A 20,347-nucleotide genomic window follows, 5' to 3' on the forward strand; every position below is an offset into this window, starting at 1 on the left:
AACCGGCCGGCCGCGACGCTCTAGAAGGTGATGTCGCCGCGGATGTCGCGAGCCTGGACGACATTGCCGTGGACGTCGCCGGTGACGGTGTTGCTGATGCTCCCGGCGTCGACCAGCGCGCGCTCGGCCCGGGCCACCCAGTGGCGGACCTGGACCGCGCCCTGCGGGTCGCGGGCCGAGTCGGCGACCAGGGCCTCGGCCAGGGACCTGATCGAGTCGGCGTCGCCGGGGCGCTCTCCAAGGCGTTTGGCGGCCTCGACAGACGTGCTGCGGCGGCCGAACGCGCGCCGTACGACCGAGGTCAGGTTGTCCCAGAGCTGCTCACCGACCTTGCCGGTCGTCCCGTCGAAGATCTTCGACAGGAGAGTGACGAGCGCCGACACCGATATCGGATCCACTGTGCGCCCTCCGACGTTCGGGACTATGCCGACAGACTAAGTCTTCTGACGACCCGCTGCCCGTGAACCCGCCACGCCGTACCAATACGGTGGGTTCACGGCCCGCACTCCGGGCAGGGGACGCATCGAGGCGCGAGACGCGCGGAAAGAGCGGACGGACGATGCACTGAACGCGCGACGGGCGACGCGCCGTGGAGAGCGCGCCCACACCCGGACGCACCGATCGACGGCGGGACCATTGATGAATCGACTGAAGGACGCCACGAGCCCGTACCTGCTGCAGCACGCGGACAATCCCGTCCACTGGTTCCCGTGGGGGGACGAGGCGTTCGAGGAGGCCCGGCGCAGGGACGTGCCCATCCTGCTGAGCGTCGGCTACTCCGCCTGCCACTGGTGTCACGTGATGGCGCATGAGTCCTTCGAGGACGAGCAGACGGCGCGGCTGATGAACGAGCTGTTCGTCAGCGTCAAGGTGGACCGCGAGGAGCGCCCCGACGTCGACGCGGTCTACATGGAGGCCACCCAGGCGATGACGGGTCAGGGCGGCTGGCCGATGACCGTCTTCATGACGCCCGGCGGCGAGCCGTTCTACTGCGGCACCTACTTCCCCCGGCCGCACTTCCAGCAGCTCCTGCGCGCGGTCGACCAGGCCTGGCGGGACAAGCGCGACGACGTGATCGCCCAGGGGCGGAAGGTCGTCGGCGCGCTCGCCGGCCAGGCCGCCATCGGGGGAGAGGGCGCCCCTGAGCCGGAGGTGCTCGACACGGCCGTACGCGACCTGGAGCGGTCGTACGACGGGGCGAATGGCGGGTTCGGCGGGGCGCCGAAGTTCCCGCCGTCGATGGTGCTGGAGTTCATGCTCCGCCATGCCGCCCGGGGCGGCGACGGCCTGGCGATGGCCGAGGGCACGCTCGAGGCGATGGCGCGGGGCGGCATGTACGACCAGCTCGGCGGAGGGTTCGCCCGCTACTCGGTGGACGCCCACTGGGCCGTGCCGCACTTCGAGAAGATGCTGTACGACAACGCCCTGCTGGCGCGCGTGTACGCGCACTGGTGGCGGCTGTCCGGTGGCCCGCTCGCCCGCCGCGTCGCCCTGGAGACGTGCGACTGGATGCTCCGGGACCTGCGTACGCCGGAGGGCGGGTTCGCCAGCGCCCTCGACGCGGACAGCGAGAACGCCGAGGGCCGCCACGAGGAGGGCGCGTACTACGTCTGGACGCCCGGCGAACTGTCCGAGGTCCTCGGCGAGGACGACGGGGCGTACGCGGCGGCGCTGTTCCAGGTGACCGGCGCCGGCACGTTCGAGCACGGCACGTCCGTCCTGCAGCTGCGCGCGGACCCCGAGGACGAGGAGCGGTACGCGCGGATCCGGGCCGCGCTGCTGGACGTGCGGTCCCGGCGGGTCCCGCCGGGCCGCGACGACAAGGTGGTCGCCGCCTGGAACGGCCTGGCGATCGCCGCGCTGGCGGAGTGCGGCGCGTACTTCGACCGGCCGGATCTCGTCGCCGCGGCGGAGGACGCGGTCCGGCTGCTGCGGGAGACGCACTGGCGGGATAGGCGACTGCTGCGCACCTCGCGCGCGGGGGAGGCCGGGACCAACGCGGGCGTCCTCGAGGACTACGCCGACCTGGCCGAGGGGCTGATCGCGCTGTACGGCGTGACCGGCGAGGCGGCCCACGCGCGGTTCGCCGGAGAGCTCCTGGACGTCGTCCTGGAGCGGTTCGCCGACGGGCACGGCGGCTTCTACGACACCGCCGATGACGCCGAGCGCCTGTGGAAGCGCCCGCAGGATCCCACCGACAACGCCACCCCTTCCGGCCGGTTCGCGGCGGCGGGTGCGCTGCTGTCGTACGCCGCGCTCACCGGCTCGGCCCGGCACCGGGAGGCCGCCCTCGCGGCCCTCGGTCCCGTGACGCCGCTCGCCCGGCAGCACTCCCGCTTCGCCGGGTGGGGGCTCGCCGTGGCGGAGGCGGTCGTCGCCGGACCGCTGGAGATCGCCATCGTCGGCCCGGCGGACGATCCGCGCACGCGCGAGCTGCACCGGGCGGCGCTGCTCGGCTCGCTGCCCGCGGTCGTTGCCGCCGGCACCGGAGTGCCGCTGCTGGAGGGCCGGACGCCCGTCGACGGGAGGCCCGCCGCGTACGTCTGCCGCGACTTCACGTGCCGGCTTCCGGTCACGGAGGTCGGCGCCCTGCAGGAGCAGATCCGGGCCGCCGCGAAGCGCTGATCACGGCCGGGGGTGGATCCGGCCGGTCCATAACGTCGTGTTCCGTCTATTTCGCGGCCGGACTCATTGGAATCTCTGTCAATATTGCTCCGATGCGGGCTTGATCTTTGGGTTACGGCAGTGTTACCTCAGAACGAGCGCCCGCACGGCGTGCCGAACGGGCGGACAACAGTGGCCGACGAGGCGCGTGGGCATCTGGACGACCATCGCGGTCGTAGGTCATAGTCGTACAACGCACTGGGGACGAGGGAGGGCGCCGTGCGCTGGGCGAGCCGCCGCATGCTGCCGACGGTCGTGGGTGTTTCACTGGCCACCACCATCGCCGCCGATTTCGCGATCGTGCTGGCCGGGCCGTTGAAACCCGTGGCGCAGCTCGCCGCGGGGCGCTATGTCGCCGCGGCGGACAGCACGAGTTACCGGGTGGCCGGGCTCCAGAAGACCATCACCCCGCACCTCCTGATCGCCTCCCCGCAGTCCCTTCCCGCGGACGCCATCGAGAAGGTCCGCCAGGCGAATGGCGTCAAGGCCGTGGAGGTCGTCGACGCGGCGCGTGCGCTCGTGGGCGGCAAGCGCGTGGGCGTTCTGGGCGTCGAGCCGTCGACGTTCCGTGCCTACACGCCCGAGGCGAGCGCCAAGTCCGACGCCCTGTGGAACAACATCGCGGGCGGCGACGTCGCGATCTCCTTCACGATGGGCCAGGACGGCGGCATCCCGCTGGCCTCCCAGACGCAGATCGGCGGCCAGAGCCACCAGACGTCCGTGCGCGTCGGCGCCTACGCCACGATGGGCATCGACCAGGTCGACGCGGTGGTGTCGCACTACACCGCGCAGACGATCGGCATGCCGTCCGGCAACGCGCTGCTCGTCAGCGCTCCTCGCGCGGACCTCGTCAAGCTCCGCAAGCAGCTGGCCAAGCTCCTGCCCAAGGGCACCAAGATGGCCACGCTCGAGTCGCGGTTCGACGGCCCGACCGTGCCCGGCGGCGGCGTCGGCGGCGCTCCCGGCCGCGTGCTGACCGCCACGCAGGTCAGCACCGTCATCCGGGCCGCCGAGTCCAAGATCGGCATGCCGTACGTCTGGGGTGGCGAATCGGACCGCGAAGGCGGCTACGACTGCTCCGGCCTCGTGCAGTACGCCTTCGCCCAGGCCGGCATCAAGATGCCGCGCACGGCCGACATCCAGGCGTTCACCGGCTGGCGGCTGCCGTACAACCAGGCCCAGCCGGGCGACCTGCTGACGTGGAAGAACGACCCGACCTTCAACGGCGTCTCGCATATCGCGATCTACCTCGGCAACAACAAGATGGTCGTCGCGCGGCACACCGGCACCCTGATCCAGATTCAGGACGTCTACCTGAACAACTTCTGGGGCGCCATCCGCGTCAACCCCCAGCTCGCCGCCACCAAGTGACACCCCGCCGCACGCCGCGTGAGCGGCGCACGGCGTGTCACAGGGGGCAGCCCGCGATGAGGAAGTCGACGCCGCGGTCGAGCAGCTCGACGATGTCGGTCTTGCCGTCGGCCTCCACCCAGCCGAGTATGGCCGTCTCCCAGACGGCGATGACGGCCGCGACGAACGCCTGAAGCTCGAAGTCGCTTGTCGGCCGGCCGAGCCGCTCGGCGAGCACCTCGAGGATCGCGTGCTGGCTGACCTTCGTCTGGTCCCACTGCCGGGACCGCAGAGCCGGGACGGACAGCATCAGCCGCGTGCGGCCGAGCATCCGCTGCCGGTCGGTCGCCACCATCTCGTCGACCATCGCGCGCATGACGTTGCGCAGCGCCTCCACGGGGGGCAGCTCCGGCGGCAGCGCGCGGATGGCGTCGACGATCAACTCGTCGTACTCGTCCGTGAGCACCGTGTCCTCCTTCGTGGGGAAGTACCGGAAGAACGTGCTCGGTGAGACCTCCGCCGCCTCGGCGATCTGCTCGACGGTCGTCGCGTCGTACCCCTGTTCCTGAAAGAGCCGGAGCGCGTGCTCCTGGATGGAACGCCGGGTCTTCAGCTTCTTCCGTTCGCGCAGGCCGAGGCGTTGTTCGAGCGACCGTTCAAGCGGAGACGTACTCATGTGTCGATTGTCCGTTACTCAGGGGGGCGGTGGCACCTCGGCGCGGCAGGAGGATGACGGCGAGGACCGCCGCGGCCACCATGATCCCCGTTCCCGCCAGAAGGGTGAGGTCCATGCCGTGCGTGAACGCCGCCCGCGCGGAGTGGAGCAGGTGCGGGTCGTGCAGGCGCCCGGCCACCGCGAGCCCGCCGCCGACCCCGGCCCGCGCCGCATCGGCGGCCGCGGGCGGCAGCCCGGCCACGTCCACGTGCCCGCGGTAGCCGCCGGACAGCAGGCTGCCCAGGACGGCGGCTCCGAACGCCCCTCCGACGAGCCGGACGGTCATGAGCACGGCGGATCCGACGCCCGCCTGTTCGGCCGACAGCGCGCTCATCGCCGCCGTCATCGAGGCGGGCAGCATCAGGCCCATGCCGAGGCCCGCGACGGTCAGCCAGGCGGCGGCCAGGCCGTACCCCGATCCGGCGGTGGTGGTGGCGCCGGCGACCATCGCGGCGGCTATCAACAGCCCGCCGGCGGCGATGGTGACGCGGGGGCCGAGCCGCTTGACGAGCAGCGCGCTCAGCCGGGAGGTCGCCAGCAGACCGCCGATGAGGGGCAGGAGCCGGACCCCGGATCCCAGTGGGTCCGTCCCGAGGACGGACTGGAAGTACTGCGGGGCGACGAAGAGCACGCCGAACATGGCGAAGGTCATCAGCGTGGCCGGAACGACGCCCCCGGTGAAGCTCCGGTCGGCGAAGAGGCTCAGGTCGATCAGCGGGTGGCGGACGCGCCGGGTCCACACCACGAAGACCACGAGGGCGACGGCGCCGGCGGTCATCACGCCCCACACGCCAGGGCTCGACCAGCCGTAGTCCTCCTCCTGGATCGTGCCGTACACGAGGGCGACCAGGCCGCCGGTCGACAGCAGGAGGCCGGCGAAGTCCGGCCGGGGCGCCGTGGCGGACCGGGACTCGGGGATCAGGACGAGACCGAGCACCAGGGCCACCGCCGAGACGGGGATGTTGATGAAGAAGATCGATCCCCACCAGAAGTGGTCGAGCAGGTAGCCGCCGATGATCGGGCCGAGCGGCAGGCCCAGGAACGACGCGCCGGCCCACGCGGCGAGCGCCTTCGGCCGCTCATCGGGCGGGAAGACGACGAGCAGCACCGACATGGCCAGCGGCGTGATGGCCGCCGAACCGACGCCCATGAGCGTACGGGCGGTGATCAGGCCGGCGGGGCTGGAGACGAGCGTGGCGAGCACCGAGCCGGCCAGGAACAGCGCCAGACCGGCGAGCAGCGTCTTCTTGCGGCCGTACCGGTCGCCGATCAGGCCGGCCGGGATGAGGAGGGTCGCGGAGACGAGGGTGTACGACGCGACGATCCACTGGAGCGCGCTGGTGCCGGCGTGCAGCTGGACGGAGAGGGTCGGGAGGGCGATGTTGAGCGCGGTCAGGTCGAGGCTGACGGCGAGGAGGATGACGACGAGCGCGCCGAGCACCCACCACCGCCGGGATCCGAGAGAGGTCATGACAGCTTCTCCTCAATGATTCTTCCTATGAAAAGAGAGTAACTGTCAAAAGCGAGTTGTTGTCAACCCGTCGTGCCCCTTGGCGCGGCCTCGATACCGTGTAATCATGATTACATGACTACGACAGAAGCTGCGGAAGAGAAGCTCCGCGGGTGGTTCTCCGGCCGGCTGCCCGAGGATTGGTTCGACGGCCCGCCCCGCGTCGTCCTCGACCGGGAGGAGATCAGCGTCATCGGCCGGCTCACCGAGCCGGAGCTCGCCGAGGGTGCGTCCGACGCCGAGCGGGCGGAGGCCGTCGCCGGGCAGATCCAGCGCTTCCGCGAGGAGACTCGTGATCAGCGGATCGACATCGCGCGCGAGGCCGAGCACCGCTTCGCCCGCAAGGTCTCCTGGGGTGTGGAGTGCGGCGACGAGAAGGTCATGTTCACCACGCTGTCCGTGCCGGTGATGACCCGCCTCCGCCAGTCCGAGCGCCGCGTCCTCGACACGCTGGTCGACGCCGGGGTGGCGCGCAGCCGTAGCGACGCGCTCGCCTGGTGCGTCCGTCTCGTCGGGAAGAACGCCGACGAGTGGCTGGCCGAGTTGCGTGACGCGCTGTTGCATGTAGAGCGGGCGAGGGCCGCCGGCCCTCAGGTCTGACGGGGCGCCGGTCCCAGGCCTGACGCCGGGCGGGCGCGGGGCGCCGGCGGCGCGTGCGCGCCTCTGCCTGAGACTGTCGAGGCGCGCCCAACGGCCTCCGCATTCGAGAAAGTCCGAAACACGCGTGAAACAACGAGGAATTGTCGAGAAGGCCGATCAAGAGATGCTGTTCGGTCCAGACCAAAGGTCTAATCCAGTGGTCTAATCCAAAGGTCTATACCAATTCGCCATAAACGACCTTCCCTCCGCTGACAAGTGCTTGACGGGGGGATGTTCAAAATGCCGTACGTGGGTACACTCACGAAATCCCGACCAACAACCCATCGGGTGTCCCCGTGCGAAGGAGCGATCGTGGCGTACGAGGTCAAGGCCAGGTCCGTCGAGTGGAATCCGACCGCGGCCCGACTGCGTGAACTCACCGAGAAGATGCCCAACTCCCGGCTGACCGAGTTCGGCAACGTGGTGGTGAAGGCGCGGGTGGACAGCCGGAGCGCCAAGTCCACCTACATCGTCGAGGACTCCACCAACACCACCAAGCAGACGATCACTCGCGACGAGTACGACCGCGTCGCGGCCGCCCAGGACGCCCACCTCGCAGGGCAGGACGTGGTCGTGGTGGACGGGTACATCGGCAGCGACCTCGCCTTCCGCACGAAGGCGCGGCTGGTCATCGACGCCGCGAACGCCAACATCGCCGGGATGCAGAAGCAGCTCTACTACCCGGCCGGGGAGGACTACGACCCGGCGACCTGGGACCCCGACACGACCGTCGTGTACACCCCGAACCTCCCGATGGAGGGCTATCCCAACGACCGGCTCATCGCGGTCGACCTCAATGCGAACATCACGCGGGTCTTCAATTCGGACTACTTCGGGGAGTCCAAGAAGGGCGGCCTGCGGATGTGGAACAACATCGTTTATGAGCGCGGCGGTCTTTCTCTGCACGCGGGCTGCAAAGTGATCCCGGTGGGCGGTGACAACAAGACGGTCCTCATCGTCGGCCTGTCCGGCACGGGCAAGACGACGACGACTTTCACCACCCAGCTCGGCAGTAAGCCGGTCCAGGACGACTTCCTCGCCTTGATGCCGGAAGGTCGTGTCTACACCACCGAGAACGGCTGTTTCGCCAAGACATTCGGCCTGGACCCGAAATTCGAGCCGACGATCTACAACGCCACGGTGAAGCCCGACGCCTATCTTGAGAACGTCTCGGTCGACGCCGGCGGCAAGGTCGACTTCTTCGACACCTCCTACACCAAGAACGGGCGGACCACCTGGCCGTTCAAGTACGTCGACCCGTGGCCGGCCGACCAGGTGGAGCCCGCCGAGTTCCTGCTGATCCTCAACCGCAACGAGAACATCGTCCCGGGCGTGGCCCGGCTCGACCGCGCGCAGGCGGCCGCGTACTTCATGCTCGGCGAGACGACCGGCACGAGCGCCGGCGGCAAGGACGAGGAGGGCAGGTTCCTGCGGGTGCCCGGCACCAACCCGTTCTTCCCCCGCGACATGGCCGACATGGGCAACCGGATGCTCGAGCTGCTCGACAGCCACGAGCTGAAGGTGTTCGTGCTCAACACCGGCCGCGTCGGCGGCGGTGAGGGCGACGACCGCGCCAAGAAGGTGACGATCCCGCACTCGTCGGCGATCGTGCAGGCCATCGTGCAGGACACGATCGAGTGGGAGGACGACCCCGACTTCGGGTACGAGATCGCGTCGTCCCTGCCGGGCGTCGACGACCTCGAGATCCTCCAGCCCCGGCGGCTGTACGAGCGGCAGGGCCGGATGGAGGAGTACGACGCCATGGTCGAGCGTTTGAAAGCGGAGCGGCGGGAATACCTTTCGTCCTTCGCCGGCCTGGACGAGGCGATCGTCAAATCGATCGGCTGACCAATCCCGGGGATGGGTGGCCCCGGTGGCGGAGCGCCGCCGCCGGGGCGTTTCACGGTCGGCCGCAGTGCACCCGCCTCCGACGTTTCACAACCGCCGATGGCGCGAAGTCAGATTGAACGTCCGGTCAAGTATCCCGCGAGCTCTCGATTTGCTCCAAAACAGCAATCTACGCTTACCCATGTGGCAGAACTACGCTGCGTCGACGGATCACAGCTCGAGGTGATCATGGTCCCGGCCCGGGACCGGGGCGGCACCCCGTACGAGGTGACGCTCGAACTCCGGCGCGACGGGCGGTCGTTCGGCGCGGTGGGCGAGCGCTGCGGGTACTTCCTGGCCACGCTCGCCCGCCGGGTGACCGCCGCGCGCGTCGACGGCTCGCCGGAGGCCCGCTCCTGGCCCGACGAGGACGACCGCTTCCCCGATCCGGTCCCCGCGGACTCGGGCACGCCGGGACGGGACCGGCTCGTCTCCCGCGAACCCGAGCTCTTCGCGTTCCGGCGCCGGGAACGCACGGACACGGCCGGCGCGGGCGAGCTCCGCTGCACGCTCCGCACGTCCTGCACCTGGCTGTCCGGCCCGGGGGACCGCGGCGGAGAGTGGCGGCGGTCCCGCAGGGCCGTCGTGGAGGCCTGGGGTTCGGACGGCCACGGCGTGCGCGCCGTCCTGACCTCCGAGGAACTCGCCGACTTCCTGGCGGTCCTGGTGTACGAGGCGCGCCGGGTGGGCGCCGATTACCGAGACGTCTTCGCGAGTTCACCGGTACGCGCCCGGCATGCGCCCTCCGGGGCGATAATTGACTGCTGATCCCCCCTGGCGTCGATGAAGAAGGTGCGGCATATGGGCTTGCGAGACCTGGTCTACAAGCTTTACGAGCGACGGCTCGAGACGAGGCTCAGCCCCGACACCACACCGCGGCACATCGGCGTGATCCTCGACGGCAACCGCCGGTGGGCGCGGTCGATGGGCCTCAACGACGTCGCCAGAGGCCACCAGCGGGGCGCCGACAAGATCTCCGAACTGGTCCAGTGGTCGCAGGAGACGGGCGTCCAGGTGGTCACCCTGTGGCTGCTGTCGACGGACAACCTCTCCCGCCCGGCGGAGGAGCTGGATCCGCTGTTGGGGATCATCGAGAACACCGTGGAGGGACTGGCCGGCCAGGGCTGGCGCGTCCAGCCTGTTGGCGCGCTCGACCTCCTGCCCGACAAAACCGCACGTGTGCTGAAGCAGGCCGCCGAAAGCACATCTGACGCTCCTGGTCTGATTGTGAACGTCGCGGTTGGGTATGGAGGTAGACGTGAGATCGCTGATGCGGTGCGCTCACTCCTGCACGAGCACGCCAGCAGGGGCACCAGCATCGAGGAACTGGCCGAGATCCTCGATGTCGAGCACATCGCGGAGCATCTGTACACCCGCGGCCAACCCGACCCGGACCTCGTCATCCGTACGTCGGGAGAGCAACGCCTGTCCGGCTTCATGCTCTGGCAGAGCGCCCACTCGGAGTTCTACTTCTGCGAGGCCTTCTGGCCTGACTTCCGCAAGGTCGACTTCCTGCGGGCGATTCGTGCCTACGCCGCGCGGCATCGGCGCTACGGCTCCTGAACCGTCTGTTACGCGTCCCCGACAGGCCGGTTACGGCCCTGTTAGGAATCGGTGCGCATCTGTTCTCGGGCGGTTCCATCGGCCTAGCGTCGTACCAGGTCCCCCCGAGGAAAGGGCGCTCTCCCGGGCGACTCGCCTGGGTTGGTGCCCGAAGGAGAACGAGTGGCCACACCTTCCGCCACCCGGCGCACGTACGTCCTCGACACCAGCGTTCTGCTCGCGGACCCGGGTGCGCTGACCCGGTTCGCCGAGCACGAGGTCGTACTCCCGATCGTCGTGATCACCGAACTCGAGGCCAAGCGCCACCACCCGGAGCTCGGCTACTTCGCGCGGAACGCCCTGCGCACCCTGGACGACCTGCGGGTCGCCCACGGCCGCTTGGACGAGCCGCTCCCCGTCGGTGATCAGGGTGGAACGGTCCGAGTCGAGCTCAACCACTCGGACCCGTCCGTCCTGCCGGCCGGATTCCGGCTCGGGGACAACGACACGCGGATCCTCTCGGTGGCGCTGTCGCTGTCCCACGAGGGCCACGACGTCGTGCTCGTGTCCAAGGACCTGCCGCTGCGGGTCAAGGCGGCGTCGGTCGGCCTCGCGGCGGAGGAGTACCGCGCCGAGTCGGTGGTCGAGACCGGCCACACGGGCATGGCGGAGCTCGAGATCGGCTCCGAGCAGCTGGAGGATCTGTACGACAACGGCCGGCTCGACCTGGAGGAGGCGCGGGAGCTGCTGTGCCACACGGGTCTCCGGCTGATCTCGGCGGGCGGCTCCGCGCTCGGGCGGGTGATGCCCGACAAGTCGGTGCACCTCGTCCGGGGCGACCGGGAGGTCTTCGGCCTGCGCGGACGGTCGGCGGAGCAGCGGGTGGCACTGGACCTGCTGACGGACGAGGAGATCGGCATCATCTCGCTCGGCGGGCGGGCCGGCACCGGCAAGTCCGCGCTGGCGCTGTGCGCGGGCCTGGAGGCCGTCCTCGAGCGCCGCAGCCACCGCAAGGTCGTGGTGTTCCGGCCGCTGTACGCCGTCGGCGGGCAGGAGCTCGGCTACCTCCCCGGCACGGAGAACGAGAAGATGTCGCCGTGGGGGCAGGCGGTGTACGACACCCTGTCCGCGATGACGACGCCGGAGGTCGTCGAGGAGGTCCTCGACCGGGGCATGCTCGAGGTGCTTCCGCTGACCCACATCCGCGGCCGCTCGCTGCACGACTCCTTCGTGATCGTCGACGAGGCGCAGTCCCTCGAACGCGGCGTGCTGCTCACCGTGCTCTCGCGCATCGGCACGGGCTCGCGCGTGGTGCTCACCCATGACATCGCCCAGCGGGACAACCTGCGGGTCGGCCGGCACGACGGCGTCGTCGCGGTGGTCGAGAAGCTCAAGGGCCACCCGCTGTTCGCGCACGTGACCCTCACCCGGTCCGAGCGCTCGCCGATCGCCGCTCTCGTCACCGAGACGCTCGGCGACGTCGGCGTCTGATCCGCGTACGGCGTACGGGGCTCCCTCGATCCGATCGGGGGAGCCCTTTTTCGTCACGTGCCGGAGTCACTTGAATGACCACTGTCATGGTGTGACCAACATCACATAACGATAGTGGCACTTCGGAAAACCCTGCTAGGAGTGCACATTCGGGGGTCTGTGCCCAGTGTGACGCGATTAGTCGTGAGATCGGTCACGCTGTTCCGGTTGCGGAGTACCCCCCGTCTTAATGCAGTGTTGTCCGCCGTAAGCACTCCTGCGGGACACCCCCCGGTCCCCGGCGTGACCCCCCGTACGCCATGTTCCGGGAGAGGCTGTCCCGCCCAGGGTGCCGTGAGCACGACGACGGCACCGGGGTGAAGGCATTCGTACGCGTGCCCATGCGCGTGCGACCGTCGGAAGGACCGCCTTGTACGGAGACCGTTTCGGGTCCCCTGGGCGAGACGATCGACAAGACGGCACGGAGCCTCACGGGCCGTGGGACGACGCTCGTTTCCCCCAGAACCAGCCCTCGTCCGAGGACGTGAAGGTGGCGGGTACTCCCATCGCGCCGGAGCCTGAGCGGCCTGATCTTTCGGGTGCCACTTCCGCCATGCCCGTCCCCGGGATGGCCGAAACCGCCCGTGAGGACGAATTCGAGGCCACCCGCCACGACTTCGGCGCTCCCCCTCCCGGCGGTCCGCCGCCGACCCCCTCTGGCTCCGGAGACGACGAGTTCGAGTCGATGCGCCGCAACTCCCGCTCCTCGAACAAGCTCCTCAAGATCGGCGCGATCGCCGCGGCCGCGGCCGTCGTCGTCGGCGGTGGCACCGCCGCGTTCGCCCTCACCGGCGGCGGTGGTTCCAAGCCCACCGCTAAGGCCGCCGACCCGTCCACTTCGGTGCAGACCCAGGCGCAGCAGCCGGCTCCGCTCACGGACGCGCAGCGCAAGAACATCGAGAGCCAGCGCCAAAAGGTGCTGAAGCAGCGCGCCCTTCGCGCCGCCCGCGACGAGAACGACCGGCCGAAGCTGCTGGCGAAGGGCGAGCCGATCCCGACCAAGACGCCGACCACCGACCCGGGCTCGGGCGGCGGAGGCGGAGGCGGAGGCGCCGGCGACCCGGTTCCGGCCGGCGAGGCCCAGAAGATCGCCCGGTCGATGCTGTCGAGCTTCGGCTGGAGCCCGAGCTCGCAGTTCGGCTGCCTGGTCAACCTGTGGAACCGCGAGAGCGGCTGGAACACCCACGCGGCGAACCCCTCGGGCGCGTACGGCATCCCGCAGGCGCTTCCCGGCTCGAAGATGGCCAGCGCCGGGTCCGACTGGCAGAACAACGCCACCACCCAGATCAAGTGGGGCCTCGGCTACATCAAGAGCCGTTACAGCACGCCCTGCGGCGCCTGGGGCCACTCCCAGTCCACCGGCTGGTACTGACAGACCCTCTCCGGCCCGGCGGCCACCGGCCGCCGGGCCTTCCCGTGGGTCGTGAGACACCCTGCGGGAGCCGAACGCGGCGGATCACCGCCGCACCGCCCCGGATGCCCGGCCGTTCCCCACGGCCGGACACGGCGTCCCACCGGGACGCCGCCCGGTCGCCCGGTCGCCTTCACCCTCGCTCCACGAAGGCAGCTCCGGCCGAGGCGGACACCGCTCGTCGCGCGACCGGCGCGCCGGCCGATGAAAGGTCCTTATTGTTCCCCAAGCGCCCACGTGGGCTCTCCGCGGTCAAGGCCGGAGCACTCGCACTCGGCATGTGCCTCACCATCGGCCTCGCCGCCGAGGCACCGGTCCAGGCCGCGTCGCCGACCACGGCGGCCGAACGCGTCGTCGCCGTCAGCGCGCAGAAGAAGCTGAGCCGCAAGCAGCGGAATCAGCGCATCGCCAAGCCGCTCCTGAAGAAGCGCTGGCCTCGCCGCTCCTCCCTCTGGTACGCCGCGCAGTTCAAATGCCTCGCCAAGCTGTGGGACCGCGAGAGCAACTGGAACCACCGGGCGCACAACCCCTGGTCGGGTGCCTACGGCATCCCGCAGGCACTGCCCGGAAAGAAGATGCGCACCGTCGGCAAGGACTGGCAGACGAACCCGGCGACCCAGATCAAATGGGGTCTGAAGTACATCAAGGGCCGCTACAAGACGACGTGCGGCGCCTGGTCGTATTCGCGCCACCACGGCTACTACTGAGGCCAAAGGCCGCCGATTCACCCCGACACTCTTGATCGGCGGCAAGAAGTCGGTAAAACAACGGCACAAACGCGGCCGGGAGCGGTGTCGAACCGCGCGCGGCACGGAACGTGTCATGGCGTGGTGACAGACCGTTCATCGCCGATGACGGACCGTCACCGTCACTCCGAAGCGCGAGACCTCGCGTACGGCGGCCCCTGAGGGGGCCGCCGTCCGACGGCCCGGTCGCCCTCAGGCAGCCGAACGGCGGAGTGAAGGCCTGCGCGGAGCGCGACCGGCGCTCCGGCTGACGGAAGAGCCGACTTGGATCTCAAACTGACGGGACTCTCCCGGAGTAGCGTGGCCGCGCTCGGCAGCGCCGCCGCCCTCATCACCGGCCTGGCGGGGGAGTCACCCGCCCGCAGCGCCGTGACCGCCCACGCGTGGCCCGCGATGGTGCCGCCCCGGCCGCCGGAGCTGACCATCACCGAGCGCAACAGGATCCTCGCCCTGCCGTTCCTCGTCGAACACGGCTGGTCGTACCGGCAGTACCAGTGCCTGGACCGGCTGTGGATGCACGAGAGCAGCTGGAACCACCGCGCCCGCAACCCGTGGTCGGGCGCGTACGGCATCCCGCAGGCCCTCCCGGCGGCGAAGATGCGCACCGCCGGGGCGGACTGGAAGACCAGCGCGGCCACCCAGATCAAGTGGGGCCTCGGCTACATCCAGAGCCGGTACGGAAATCCCTGCGCGGCATTGGGCCACTCGGGCTCCGCCGGCTGGTACTGATCCAGGCGTCCCTTCCCGGCCGGCCCTGGGACGGGCCGGCCGGAAAGCGGTCAAGAACCGGCGGGACGGGTCATCGCCAGAACGTCGAGAGCGGCGTCGAGCTGCTCGACCGTCAACCGGCCCGCGTCGACGTGCCCGCGCTCGAGGACGACCTCGCGGATGGTCTTGCGCTCGCGCAGCGCCTGCTTGGCGACGGCCGCCGCCTCCTCGTAGCCGATGTAGCGGTTGAGCGGTGTGACGATCGACGGCGACGACTCGGCGTACTCGCGGCAGCGGTCCACGTCGGCCTCGATGCCGTCGACGCACCGGTCGGCGAAGAGCCGGGAGACGTTCGCCAGCAGCCGGATCGACTCCAGGAGGTTGCGGGCGAACATCGGCAGCATCACATTGAGCTCGAAGTTGCCCGCCGCGCCGCCGAACGCGATGGCGGCGTCATTGCCGATCACCTGCGCGGCGACCTGGCACACCGCCTCGGGGATCACCGGATTCACCTTGCCCGGCATGATCGACGAGCCGGGCTGAAGGTCGGGCAGCCGGATCTCGCCCAGCCCCGCACGCGGCCCCGAACCCATCCAGCGCAGGTCATTGGCGATCTTCGTCAGGCCGACCGCGATCGTCTTGACCGCGCCACTGGTCTCCACGAGGGCGTCGCGCGCCCCCTGCGCCTCGAAATGGTTCCGGGCCTCGGTGAGCGGCAGGCCCGTGGCCCGCGCCAGCTCGGCGATGACGCGCTCCGCGAAGCCCGCTGGGGTGTTGATGCCGGTGCCCACGGCCGTGCCCCCGAGCGGCAGCTCGGCGAGCCGCGGCAGCACGGCCTCCAGCCGCTCGACGCCGTACCGCACCTGAGCGGTGTAGCCGCCGAACTCCTGGCCCAGCGTGACCGGGGTGGCGTCCATCAGGTGCGTCCGCCCCGCCTTCACCACGGACGCGAACTCCCCGGCCTTGCGGTCCAGCGCACCCTCGAGGTGACACAGGGCGGGGATGAGCTCCTGTACGACCAGGCCGGTCGCCGCGACGTGGATGGACGAGGGGAACACGTCGTTGGACGACTGCGAGGCGTTGACGTGGTCGTTGGGATGCACGGGCCGGCCCAGCCGCTCCTGGGCGAGCGTGGCGATGACCTCGTTGGTGTTCATGTTCGACGAGGTGCCGGACCCGGTCTGGAACACGTCGACCGGGAAGTGCGCGTCGTGCTCGCCGCCCGCGACCTCTAGGGCGGCCTCCGCGATCGCGTCGGCCATCCCCTTGTCGACCACCTCGAGCTCGGCGTTGACCTTGGCGGCGGCGGCCTTGATGTGGCCGAGCGCGGCGATGTGCGCGCGGTCCAGCCGCTGCCCCGAGATGGGGAAGTTCTCCACCGCCCGCTGGGTCTGGGCCCGCCACTTCGCCCACGCGGGCACGCGTACCTCCCCCATGGAGTCGTGCTCGATCCGGAACTCCTGCTCTTCGCTCATCGCCCTCTCCCGAGCCGGTCGCTTCGTCCCCGTCGCTACCGACTTTAGAGACGACGGCATTCCATGGATCGGCGGGGCACCCTGGGCACCGGCGAGCGAGGGATCCTCGTACGCTCCGGCGAGACCCGGCGCTCCATGGCGCGGTGCCGGGAAGGCTCCAGCGAGCGAGGGATTCGTACGTCCCGATGAGTCCCGGCGCTTCGTGCCGGCGAGGCCTCAGTGCGCCGGAGACTCGTACGCCCGACAGGTCCCGGCGCTCGGCGGTGGCGGCGCAGCGGGGCGGCCTCAGCGGGCGAGGGGTTCGTACGCTCCGGCGAGTCTCGGTGCTTCGTGGTGGCGGCGTGGGGAGCCGCTAGCGTGCCGGAGAGTCGTACGCCCGACGGGTCCTGGCGCTCGGCGGTGGCGGTGCGCGGGGGGCTCAGCGCGCCAGGGACTCGTACGCTCCGACGAGCCACTCGATCGGGCCGGTGGTGGCCTCCGGACCGCGGCCCAGGCGCACTCGGATCCGGGCGCGGGAGGTGCCGGCGGGAAGGCTCAGCGCGGCCGGCATCGTGATCCGGTGCCCGCTCGCGGTGCAGTCGCCGCTCACCGTCCGGCCAGGGGCGCCCAGCGCGTAGGCCGTGAAGGACAGCCGGCGGGCACCGGACCGGCAGACGACGAGGACACCGATGCGGCGACCGTGGTCGGGAACGCTGAGCGTGATGGCCGAAGTGCCCGGCCAGGCGCCGCTCTTCTTCGCGACCCGGCGCGACACCGGCCGGTCCGACGCGTCCAGCAGAGTGGCGGGCAGGACGCCCTGCGACCGCGCGGAGACAGGAGGCGGCGCGGAGGACCCGGCGGAGGGGGTGCTCGGCGCCGACGTGCCGACGGCGGGCGCACGGCCGTCCGGCGCTTCACGGCGGCCGGCACCCCAGCCGTTGAGCCCGGCGAACACGCCGGCCCCGACCGCGAGCGCCAGCACGGCGGCGGTCAAGGCGGGGAGCATGCCCGGCCGGTCCAGCAGCCGTCGGCGCCGTGCCGATCCCGAACCCGGCGCCTCGGAGACCTCCGGCCGCGGAGTCGGCAGCCATCCGGCCGTCTGCCGCGCCGGCGGTCGTTCCGCCGGTCCGCCCTGCGTCCCTTCGCCCGCCGCACGGTCCTGTCGCGTGCGGTTCTGGCCGGACCGCCCGAAGCCGGGCGGGGTGCCCTGGGCGGACCCGGACCGGTCGAGGCCAGGGGAAGTCCGCCCCGACCGCCGCGACGGGCCGAGGCCGGGCGGAGTCGGCTCGGATCGCCGTGATGGGTCGTGGCCGGGAGGAGCCGGCTGGGACGGCTGCGATGGGTCGTGGCCGGGAGGGGGCGGCTGGGACGGCCGTGATGGGTCGTGGCCGGGAGGGGGCGGCTGGGACGGCCGTGATGGGTCGTGGCCGGGAGGGGGCGGCTGGGACAGCTGCGACGGGTCGCGGCTGGGAGGGGGCTCGGGTCGCCGTGACGGGTCGTGGCCGGGACGGGGCTCGGATCGCTGCGACGGATCGACGCCGGGAGGGGGCGGCTCGGATCGTCGCGAGCGGTCGAGGTCGGGCGGTACGGACCGGGATCGTCCGGAGCGGCCGAGACCGGGAGGCGCGGGCTGGGCCCGTCCGGGCCGACGGGGGCCGGACAGCTCCCGGCTCGACCACTCGTGACTGGCCCGCCGGCTCGACCGCGCCCGCGAGGACTCGGCGGGCCGGGGCGGCAGCGGTGGGGCCGCGGAGGCGGCCAGCAGGGTGGCGGCGCGTTCGGAGGTGAGCCGCCGTGCCGCGTCCTTCTGCAGGAGTCCCTCGAGCAGCGGGCGCAGCGGCCCGGCGCGCACCGGAGGGTCGGGCTCCGCGGTGACGAGCGCGCTGAGGGTGGCCATGGCCGTCTCGAAGTCGTACGGGGGCCGTCCTTCGACGGCGGCGTAGAGGGTGGCACCGAGCGACCACAGGTCGGACGCCGGCGACGCCCGCTCGCCCCGGGCCACCTCCGGCGCGACGTACGCGGGCGAGCCCATGAACGTGCCCGACTGGGTGAGCGTCGTGGCGCCGTCGTACGTCGCGATGCCGAAGTCGGTCAGCACCACCCGCCCGGAGGTCTCCAGCAGGACGTTGCTGGGCTTGACGTCACGGTGGACGATGCCGGCCTCGTGCGCCGCCCGCAGCGCGTCGAGCAGCTGCCGGCCGATCTCCGCGACGCGTACGGGGGAGATCGGGCCGTCGTCGACGAAGACGTCCTCCAGCGACCGGGCCGCGACGTACTCCATGACCAGCCATGGGCGGTCGTCCTCGACCACCACGTCGTACATGGCGATGAGGTTCGGGTGGTCCAGCCGGCCCGCGGACATCGCCTCGCGGTTCGTCCGCTTGATGAGGTTGATCCGTTCCCGGGGCCGCAGGCTGGGCGGGAGGTGGACCTCCTTGACAGCGACTTCACGCTCTTCGGTCTCGTCGTACGCCCACCAGACCGTGCCCATGCCGCCTCGGCCGATCTCCTCGATCAGCCGGTAACGACCGGAGAGCAAGCGATCCCGGGACTCGGCCACGAAGCGCAAGATACCCGCGTGTGCCGGTCGCGGCACGCGGATCCTTACCGTGATCTTGCACTCAGGTCGGCACCGCTGCAAGATCGGAGCTGACAGGCAGGTCTTGTGTCGACGCCATCGGAAGAGGCGTGGGGATGGAAACCTTTTCGGCTTCGGGGCTCGGCGGACCCACGGTCGTCGCTTCCGGTGTGCTGCCGCTCGAGATCGACGACCCCGTGTCCATCGGGGGACACAGCCTCGTCGCGAGGCTGGGCTCGGGCGGGATGGGCGTCGTCTACCTGGGACGCGACGAGAAGGGCAGGCTCGTCGCGGTCAAGACAGCGCGCCCCGAGGACGCCGACGACCCCGACGTGCGTCTCCGCTTCCAGAGCGAGGCGAACTGCGCGCGGCGGGTCCCGGCCGGCTGGACGGCACGGGTGCTCGCCGACGGGACCGCCGAGAGGCCGCCCTACCTGATCACCGAGTACGTCGATGGTCCCTCACTGGCGCACATCGTCGACACCGACGGCCCGCTGCGATCCGAGCAGCTGCGCGCGCTCGCCACCGGCGTCGCGCGGGCGCTGGCCGCGATCCACGGGGCCGGCCTGGTGCACCGGGACCTCAAGCCGGCCAATGTGCTGCTGACCCCGACGGGGCCGCGCATCATCGACTTCGGCATCGCGCAGCGCCTCCCCGCGTCGGGCGGGCCCACGAAGGACGGGGTGGTGATGGGCAGCCCCGGCTGGATCCCGCCGGAGCGGCTGACCGGGCGGCCCGCGACCAGCGCGTCCGACGTCTTCGGCTGGGGCTGCCTCGTGGCCTACGCCGGGACGGGCCGCAACCCGTTCGGCGAGGGTGACGGCGACGAGGTGGCGGGGCGGACGATCCACGATCCACCCGACCTCGACGGGCTGCACGAGCCGCTCCGCCCTCTGGTCGCGGAGGCGCTGGCGAAGGACCCGGCGGAACGGCCGCGGACCGCGGAGCTGCTGGCGAGGCTCGGGGGCGATGTCACGACGCCCACCGAGATCCGCCACACGCGGCGGCCGGTGGTGCCGACCCTGGCCGCCGTCGCGTTCGCCGCGGCCGCGGTGGCGGTGGCGGTCACGGCAACGGTCGGCTCCGGATCCGACGAGAAGGAGAAGCAGCCGGCTCCCGGCAACGGCACCGTCACCTCGCCGCACCGCGGCACCCCCAGCCTCCACCCCGGCGGCCGGCTGCCGCCAGGGCCCGAGGCCGCCCGTACCCCGCCGCCCAGTCACCCCGCCGCGTCGCACACGCCGGCGAGGACGAGCCCGGCCGTGACCGCCCCGACGACCAAGGCCGCCAAGACCGGCAATGGCCCGGCCGGCAACAAGGGCAACGGCAAGGGCAGGGGCAGGGGAAAAGGCGGCGGCAAGAAGGTCACGGTCAAGTAGCCGCCGCCCTCCCCGGAGCGCGTCAGCGCCCCCGCCGGTCGCAGCGGCCCCCTTCTCAGCCGCCTGCCGCCGCGGCCCGAGGCCGCCTGTACCCCGCCGCGTCGCACACGCCGGCGAGGACGAGCCCGGCCGTTAAGTCGAGGAAGCACGCGGCGGCGGCGGATGATCCTCTCGACGCGCCGGCGACGCACTCCGGCGCGCCCCGGAGAGCGCGCCGGACGACGGCCGCGGGCG

General features: G+C 71.1%; 16 protein-coding genes. 11 read left to right on the plus strand and 5 right to left on the minus strand.

Annotation, left to right across the window (positions count from 1 at the left end; translation table 11 throughout):
* Positions 1 to 20 precede the first annotated feature (20 nt).
* A complete protein-coding gene (locus tag ACQP2O_RS07375; RefSeq protein ID WP_433181110.1) occupies positions 21 to 398 on the minus strand; it encodes a hypothetical protein in 378 nt (125 codons plus the stop codon).
* Positions 399 to 639: 241 nt separating this feature from the next.
* Between ACQP2O_RS07375 and ACQP2O_RS07380 the strand changes: the two genes are divergently transcribed.
* Together ACQP2O_RS07380 and ACQP2O_RS07385 are read left to right on the plus strand one after the other, a co-directional pair.
* Entirely contained in the window at positions 640 to 2,625 is a 1,986-nt protein-coding gene (locus ACQP2O_RS07380; RefSeq protein WP_433181112.1) for a thioredoxin domain-containing protein, read from the plus strand.
* A 258-nt stretch (positions 2,626 to 2,883) separates the two neighbouring features.
* The gene (locus tag ACQP2O_RS07385) at positions 2,884 to 4,035 is read left to right on the plus strand and encodes a C40 family peptidase (protein ID WP_433181114.1); all 1,152 of its coding nucleotides are present in this window, start codon (positions 2,884 to 2,886) and stop codon (positions 4,033 to 4,035) included.
* A gap of 37 nt (positions 4,036 to 4,072) precedes the next feature.
* Here ACQP2O_RS07385 and ACQP2O_RS07390 read toward each other — a convergent pair whose 3' ends face one another.
* Together ACQP2O_RS07390 and ACQP2O_RS07395 are read right to left on the minus strand one after the other, a co-directional pair.
* The gene (locus ACQP2O_RS07390; RefSeq protein WP_433181116.1) at positions 4,073 to 4,690 is read right to left on the minus strand and encodes a TetR family transcriptional regulator; all 618 of its coding nucleotides are present in this window, start codon (positions 4,688 to 4,690) and stop codon (positions 4,073 to 4,075) included.
* Complete coding sequence (locus tag ACQP2O_RS07395; RefSeq protein WP_433181118.1) at positions 4,671 to 6,200, minus strand: DHA2 family efflux MFS transporter permease subunit; 1,530 nt, start codon at positions 6,198 to 6,200, stop codon at positions 4,671 to 4,673. Before ACQP2O_RS07395 ends, ACQP2O_RS07390 begins: the two co-directional genes overlap by 20 nt.
* Positions 6,201 to 6,314: 114 nt before the next feature.
* Between ACQP2O_RS07395 and ACQP2O_RS07400 the strand changes: the two genes are divergently transcribed.
* From ACQP2O_RS07400 to ACQP2O_RS07435, 8 genes are all read left to right on the plus strand, one after another.
* Positions 6,315 to 6,839: a hypothetical protein gene (locus ACQP2O_RS07400; RefSeq protein WP_433181119.1), complete on the plus strand. Its 525-nt coding sequence runs from the start codon at positions 6,315 to 6,317 to the stop codon at positions 6,837 to 6,839.
* A 351-nt stretch (positions 6,840 to 7,190) separates the two neighbouring features.
* Positions 7,191 to 8,726, plus strand: a complete 1,536-nt coding sequence (locus ACQP2O_RS07405) for a phosphoenolpyruvate carboxykinase (RefSeq protein ID WP_433181121.1) — start codon at positions 7,191 to 7,193, stop codon at positions 8,724 to 8,726.
* A 183-nt stretch (positions 8,727 to 8,909) separates the two neighbouring features.
* Complete coding sequence (locus ACQP2O_RS07410; protein WP_433181123.1) at positions 8,910 to 9,533, plus strand: hypothetical protein; 624 nt, start codon at positions 8,910 to 8,912, stop codon at positions 9,531 to 9,533.
* A 33-nt stretch (positions 9,534 to 9,566) separates the two neighbouring features.
* Complete coding sequence (locus ACQP2O_RS07415) at positions 9,567 to 10,328, plus strand: isoprenyl transferase (protein ID WP_433181124.1); 762 nt, start codon at positions 9,567 to 9,569, stop codon at positions 10,326 to 10,328.
* A gap of 162 nt (positions 10,329 to 10,490) precedes the next feature.
* Positions 10,491 to 11,798, plus strand: a complete 1,308-nt coding sequence (locus ACQP2O_RS07420) for a PhoH family protein (RefSeq protein ID WP_433181126.1) — start codon at positions 10,491 to 10,493, stop codon at positions 11,796 to 11,798.
* Positions 11,799 to 12,405: 607 nt separating this feature from the next.
* Positions 12,406 to 13,209, plus strand: coding sequence for a lytic transglycosylase domain-containing protein (locus ACQP2O_RS07425; protein WP_433181128.1), 804 nt, complete (start codon positions 12,406 to 12,408; stop codon positions 13,207 to 13,209).
* A gap of 257 nt (positions 13,210 to 13,466) precedes the next feature.
* Positions 13,467 to 13,955: a transglycosylase SLT domain-containing protein gene (locus tag ACQP2O_RS07430; protein ID WP_433181130.1), complete on the plus strand. Its 489-nt coding sequence runs from the start codon at positions 13,467 to 13,469 to the stop codon at positions 13,953 to 13,955.
* A 303-nt stretch (positions 13,956 to 14,258) separates the two neighbouring features.
* Positions 14,259 to 14,723 (plus strand): lytic transglycosylase domain-containing protein, encoded by a 465-nt coding sequence (locus ACQP2O_RS07435; protein WP_433181132.1) that lies wholly within the window; start codon positions 14,259 to 14,261, stop codon positions 14,721 to 14,723.
* 50 nt (positions 14,724 to 14,773) lie between these two features.
* Here ACQP2O_RS07435 and ACQP2O_RS07440 read toward each other — a convergent pair whose 3' ends face one another.
* Both ACQP2O_RS07440 and ACQP2O_RS07445 read right to left on the minus strand, forming a co-directional pair.
* Positions 14,774 to 16,177 carry a class II fumarate hydratase gene (locus ACQP2O_RS07440; protein WP_433181133.1) on the minus strand — a complete coding sequence of 468 codons (1,404 nt, stop codon included), beginning with the start codon at positions 16,175 to 16,177 and terminating at the stop codon, positions 14,774 to 14,776.
* Positions 16,178 to 16,595: 418 nt separating this feature from the next.
* Positions 16,596 to 18,716: a serine/threonine-protein kinase gene (locus ACQP2O_RS07445; protein WP_433181135.1), complete on the minus strand. Its 2,121-nt coding sequence runs from the start codon at positions 18,714 to 18,716 to the stop codon at positions 16,596 to 16,598.
* Between the two features lie 134 nt (positions 18,717 to 18,850).
* Here ACQP2O_RS07445 and ACQP2O_RS07450 point away from each other — a divergent pair, with 134 nt between their 5' ends.
* Positions 18,851 to 20,113: a serine/threonine-protein kinase gene (locus ACQP2O_RS07450; protein ID WP_433181136.1), complete on the plus strand. Its 1,263-nt coding sequence runs from the start codon at positions 18,851 to 18,853 to the stop codon at positions 20,111 to 20,113.
* The last annotated feature ends 234 nt before the right edge of the window (positions 20,114 to 20,347 follow it).

This window comes from Actinoallomurus sp. CA-150999 (assembly GCF_050942425.1).
In the GTDB taxonomy this organism is placed as follows: Bacteria; Actinomycetota; Actinomycetes; order Streptosporangiales; family Streptosporangiaceae; genus Actinoallomurus.

Excerpts from the sequence above, each read along its gene's own strand:
- ACQP2O_RS07450 (WP_433181136.1), top strand. The coding sequence starts at position 18,851 with ATGGAAACCTTTTCGGCTTCGGGGCTCGGCGGACCCACGGTCGTCGCT.
- ACQP2O_RS07380 (WP_433181112.1), top strand. The coding sequence starts at position 640 with ATGAATCGACTGAAGGACGCCACGAGCCCGTACCTGCTGCAGCACGCG.
- ACQP2O_RS07390 (WP_433181116.1), bottom strand. The coding sequence starts at position 4,690 with ATGAGTACGTCTCCGCTTGAACGGTCGCTCGAACAACGCCTCGGCCTG.
- ACQP2O_RS07400 (WP_433181119.1), top strand. The coding sequence starts at position 6,315 with ATGACTACGACAGAAGCTGCGGAAGAGAAGCTCCGCGGGTGGTTCTCC.
- ACQP2O_RS07440 (WP_433181133.1), bottom strand. The coding sequence starts at position 16,177 with ATGAGCGAAGAGCAGGAGTTCCGGATCGAGCACGACTCCATGGGGGAG.
- ACQP2O_RS07425 (WP_433181128.1), top strand. The coding sequence starts at position 12,406 with ATGGCCGAAACCGCCCGTGAGGACGAATTCGAGGCCACCCGCCACGAC.
- ACQP2O_RS07415 (WP_433181124.1), top strand. The coding sequence starts at position 9,567 with ATGGGCTTGCGAGACCTGGTCTACAAGCTTTACGAGCGACGGCTCGAG.
- ACQP2O_RS07395 (WP_433181118.1), bottom strand. The coding sequence starts at position 6,200 with ATGACCTCTCTCGGATCCCGGCGGTGGTGGGTGCTCGGCGCGCTCGTC.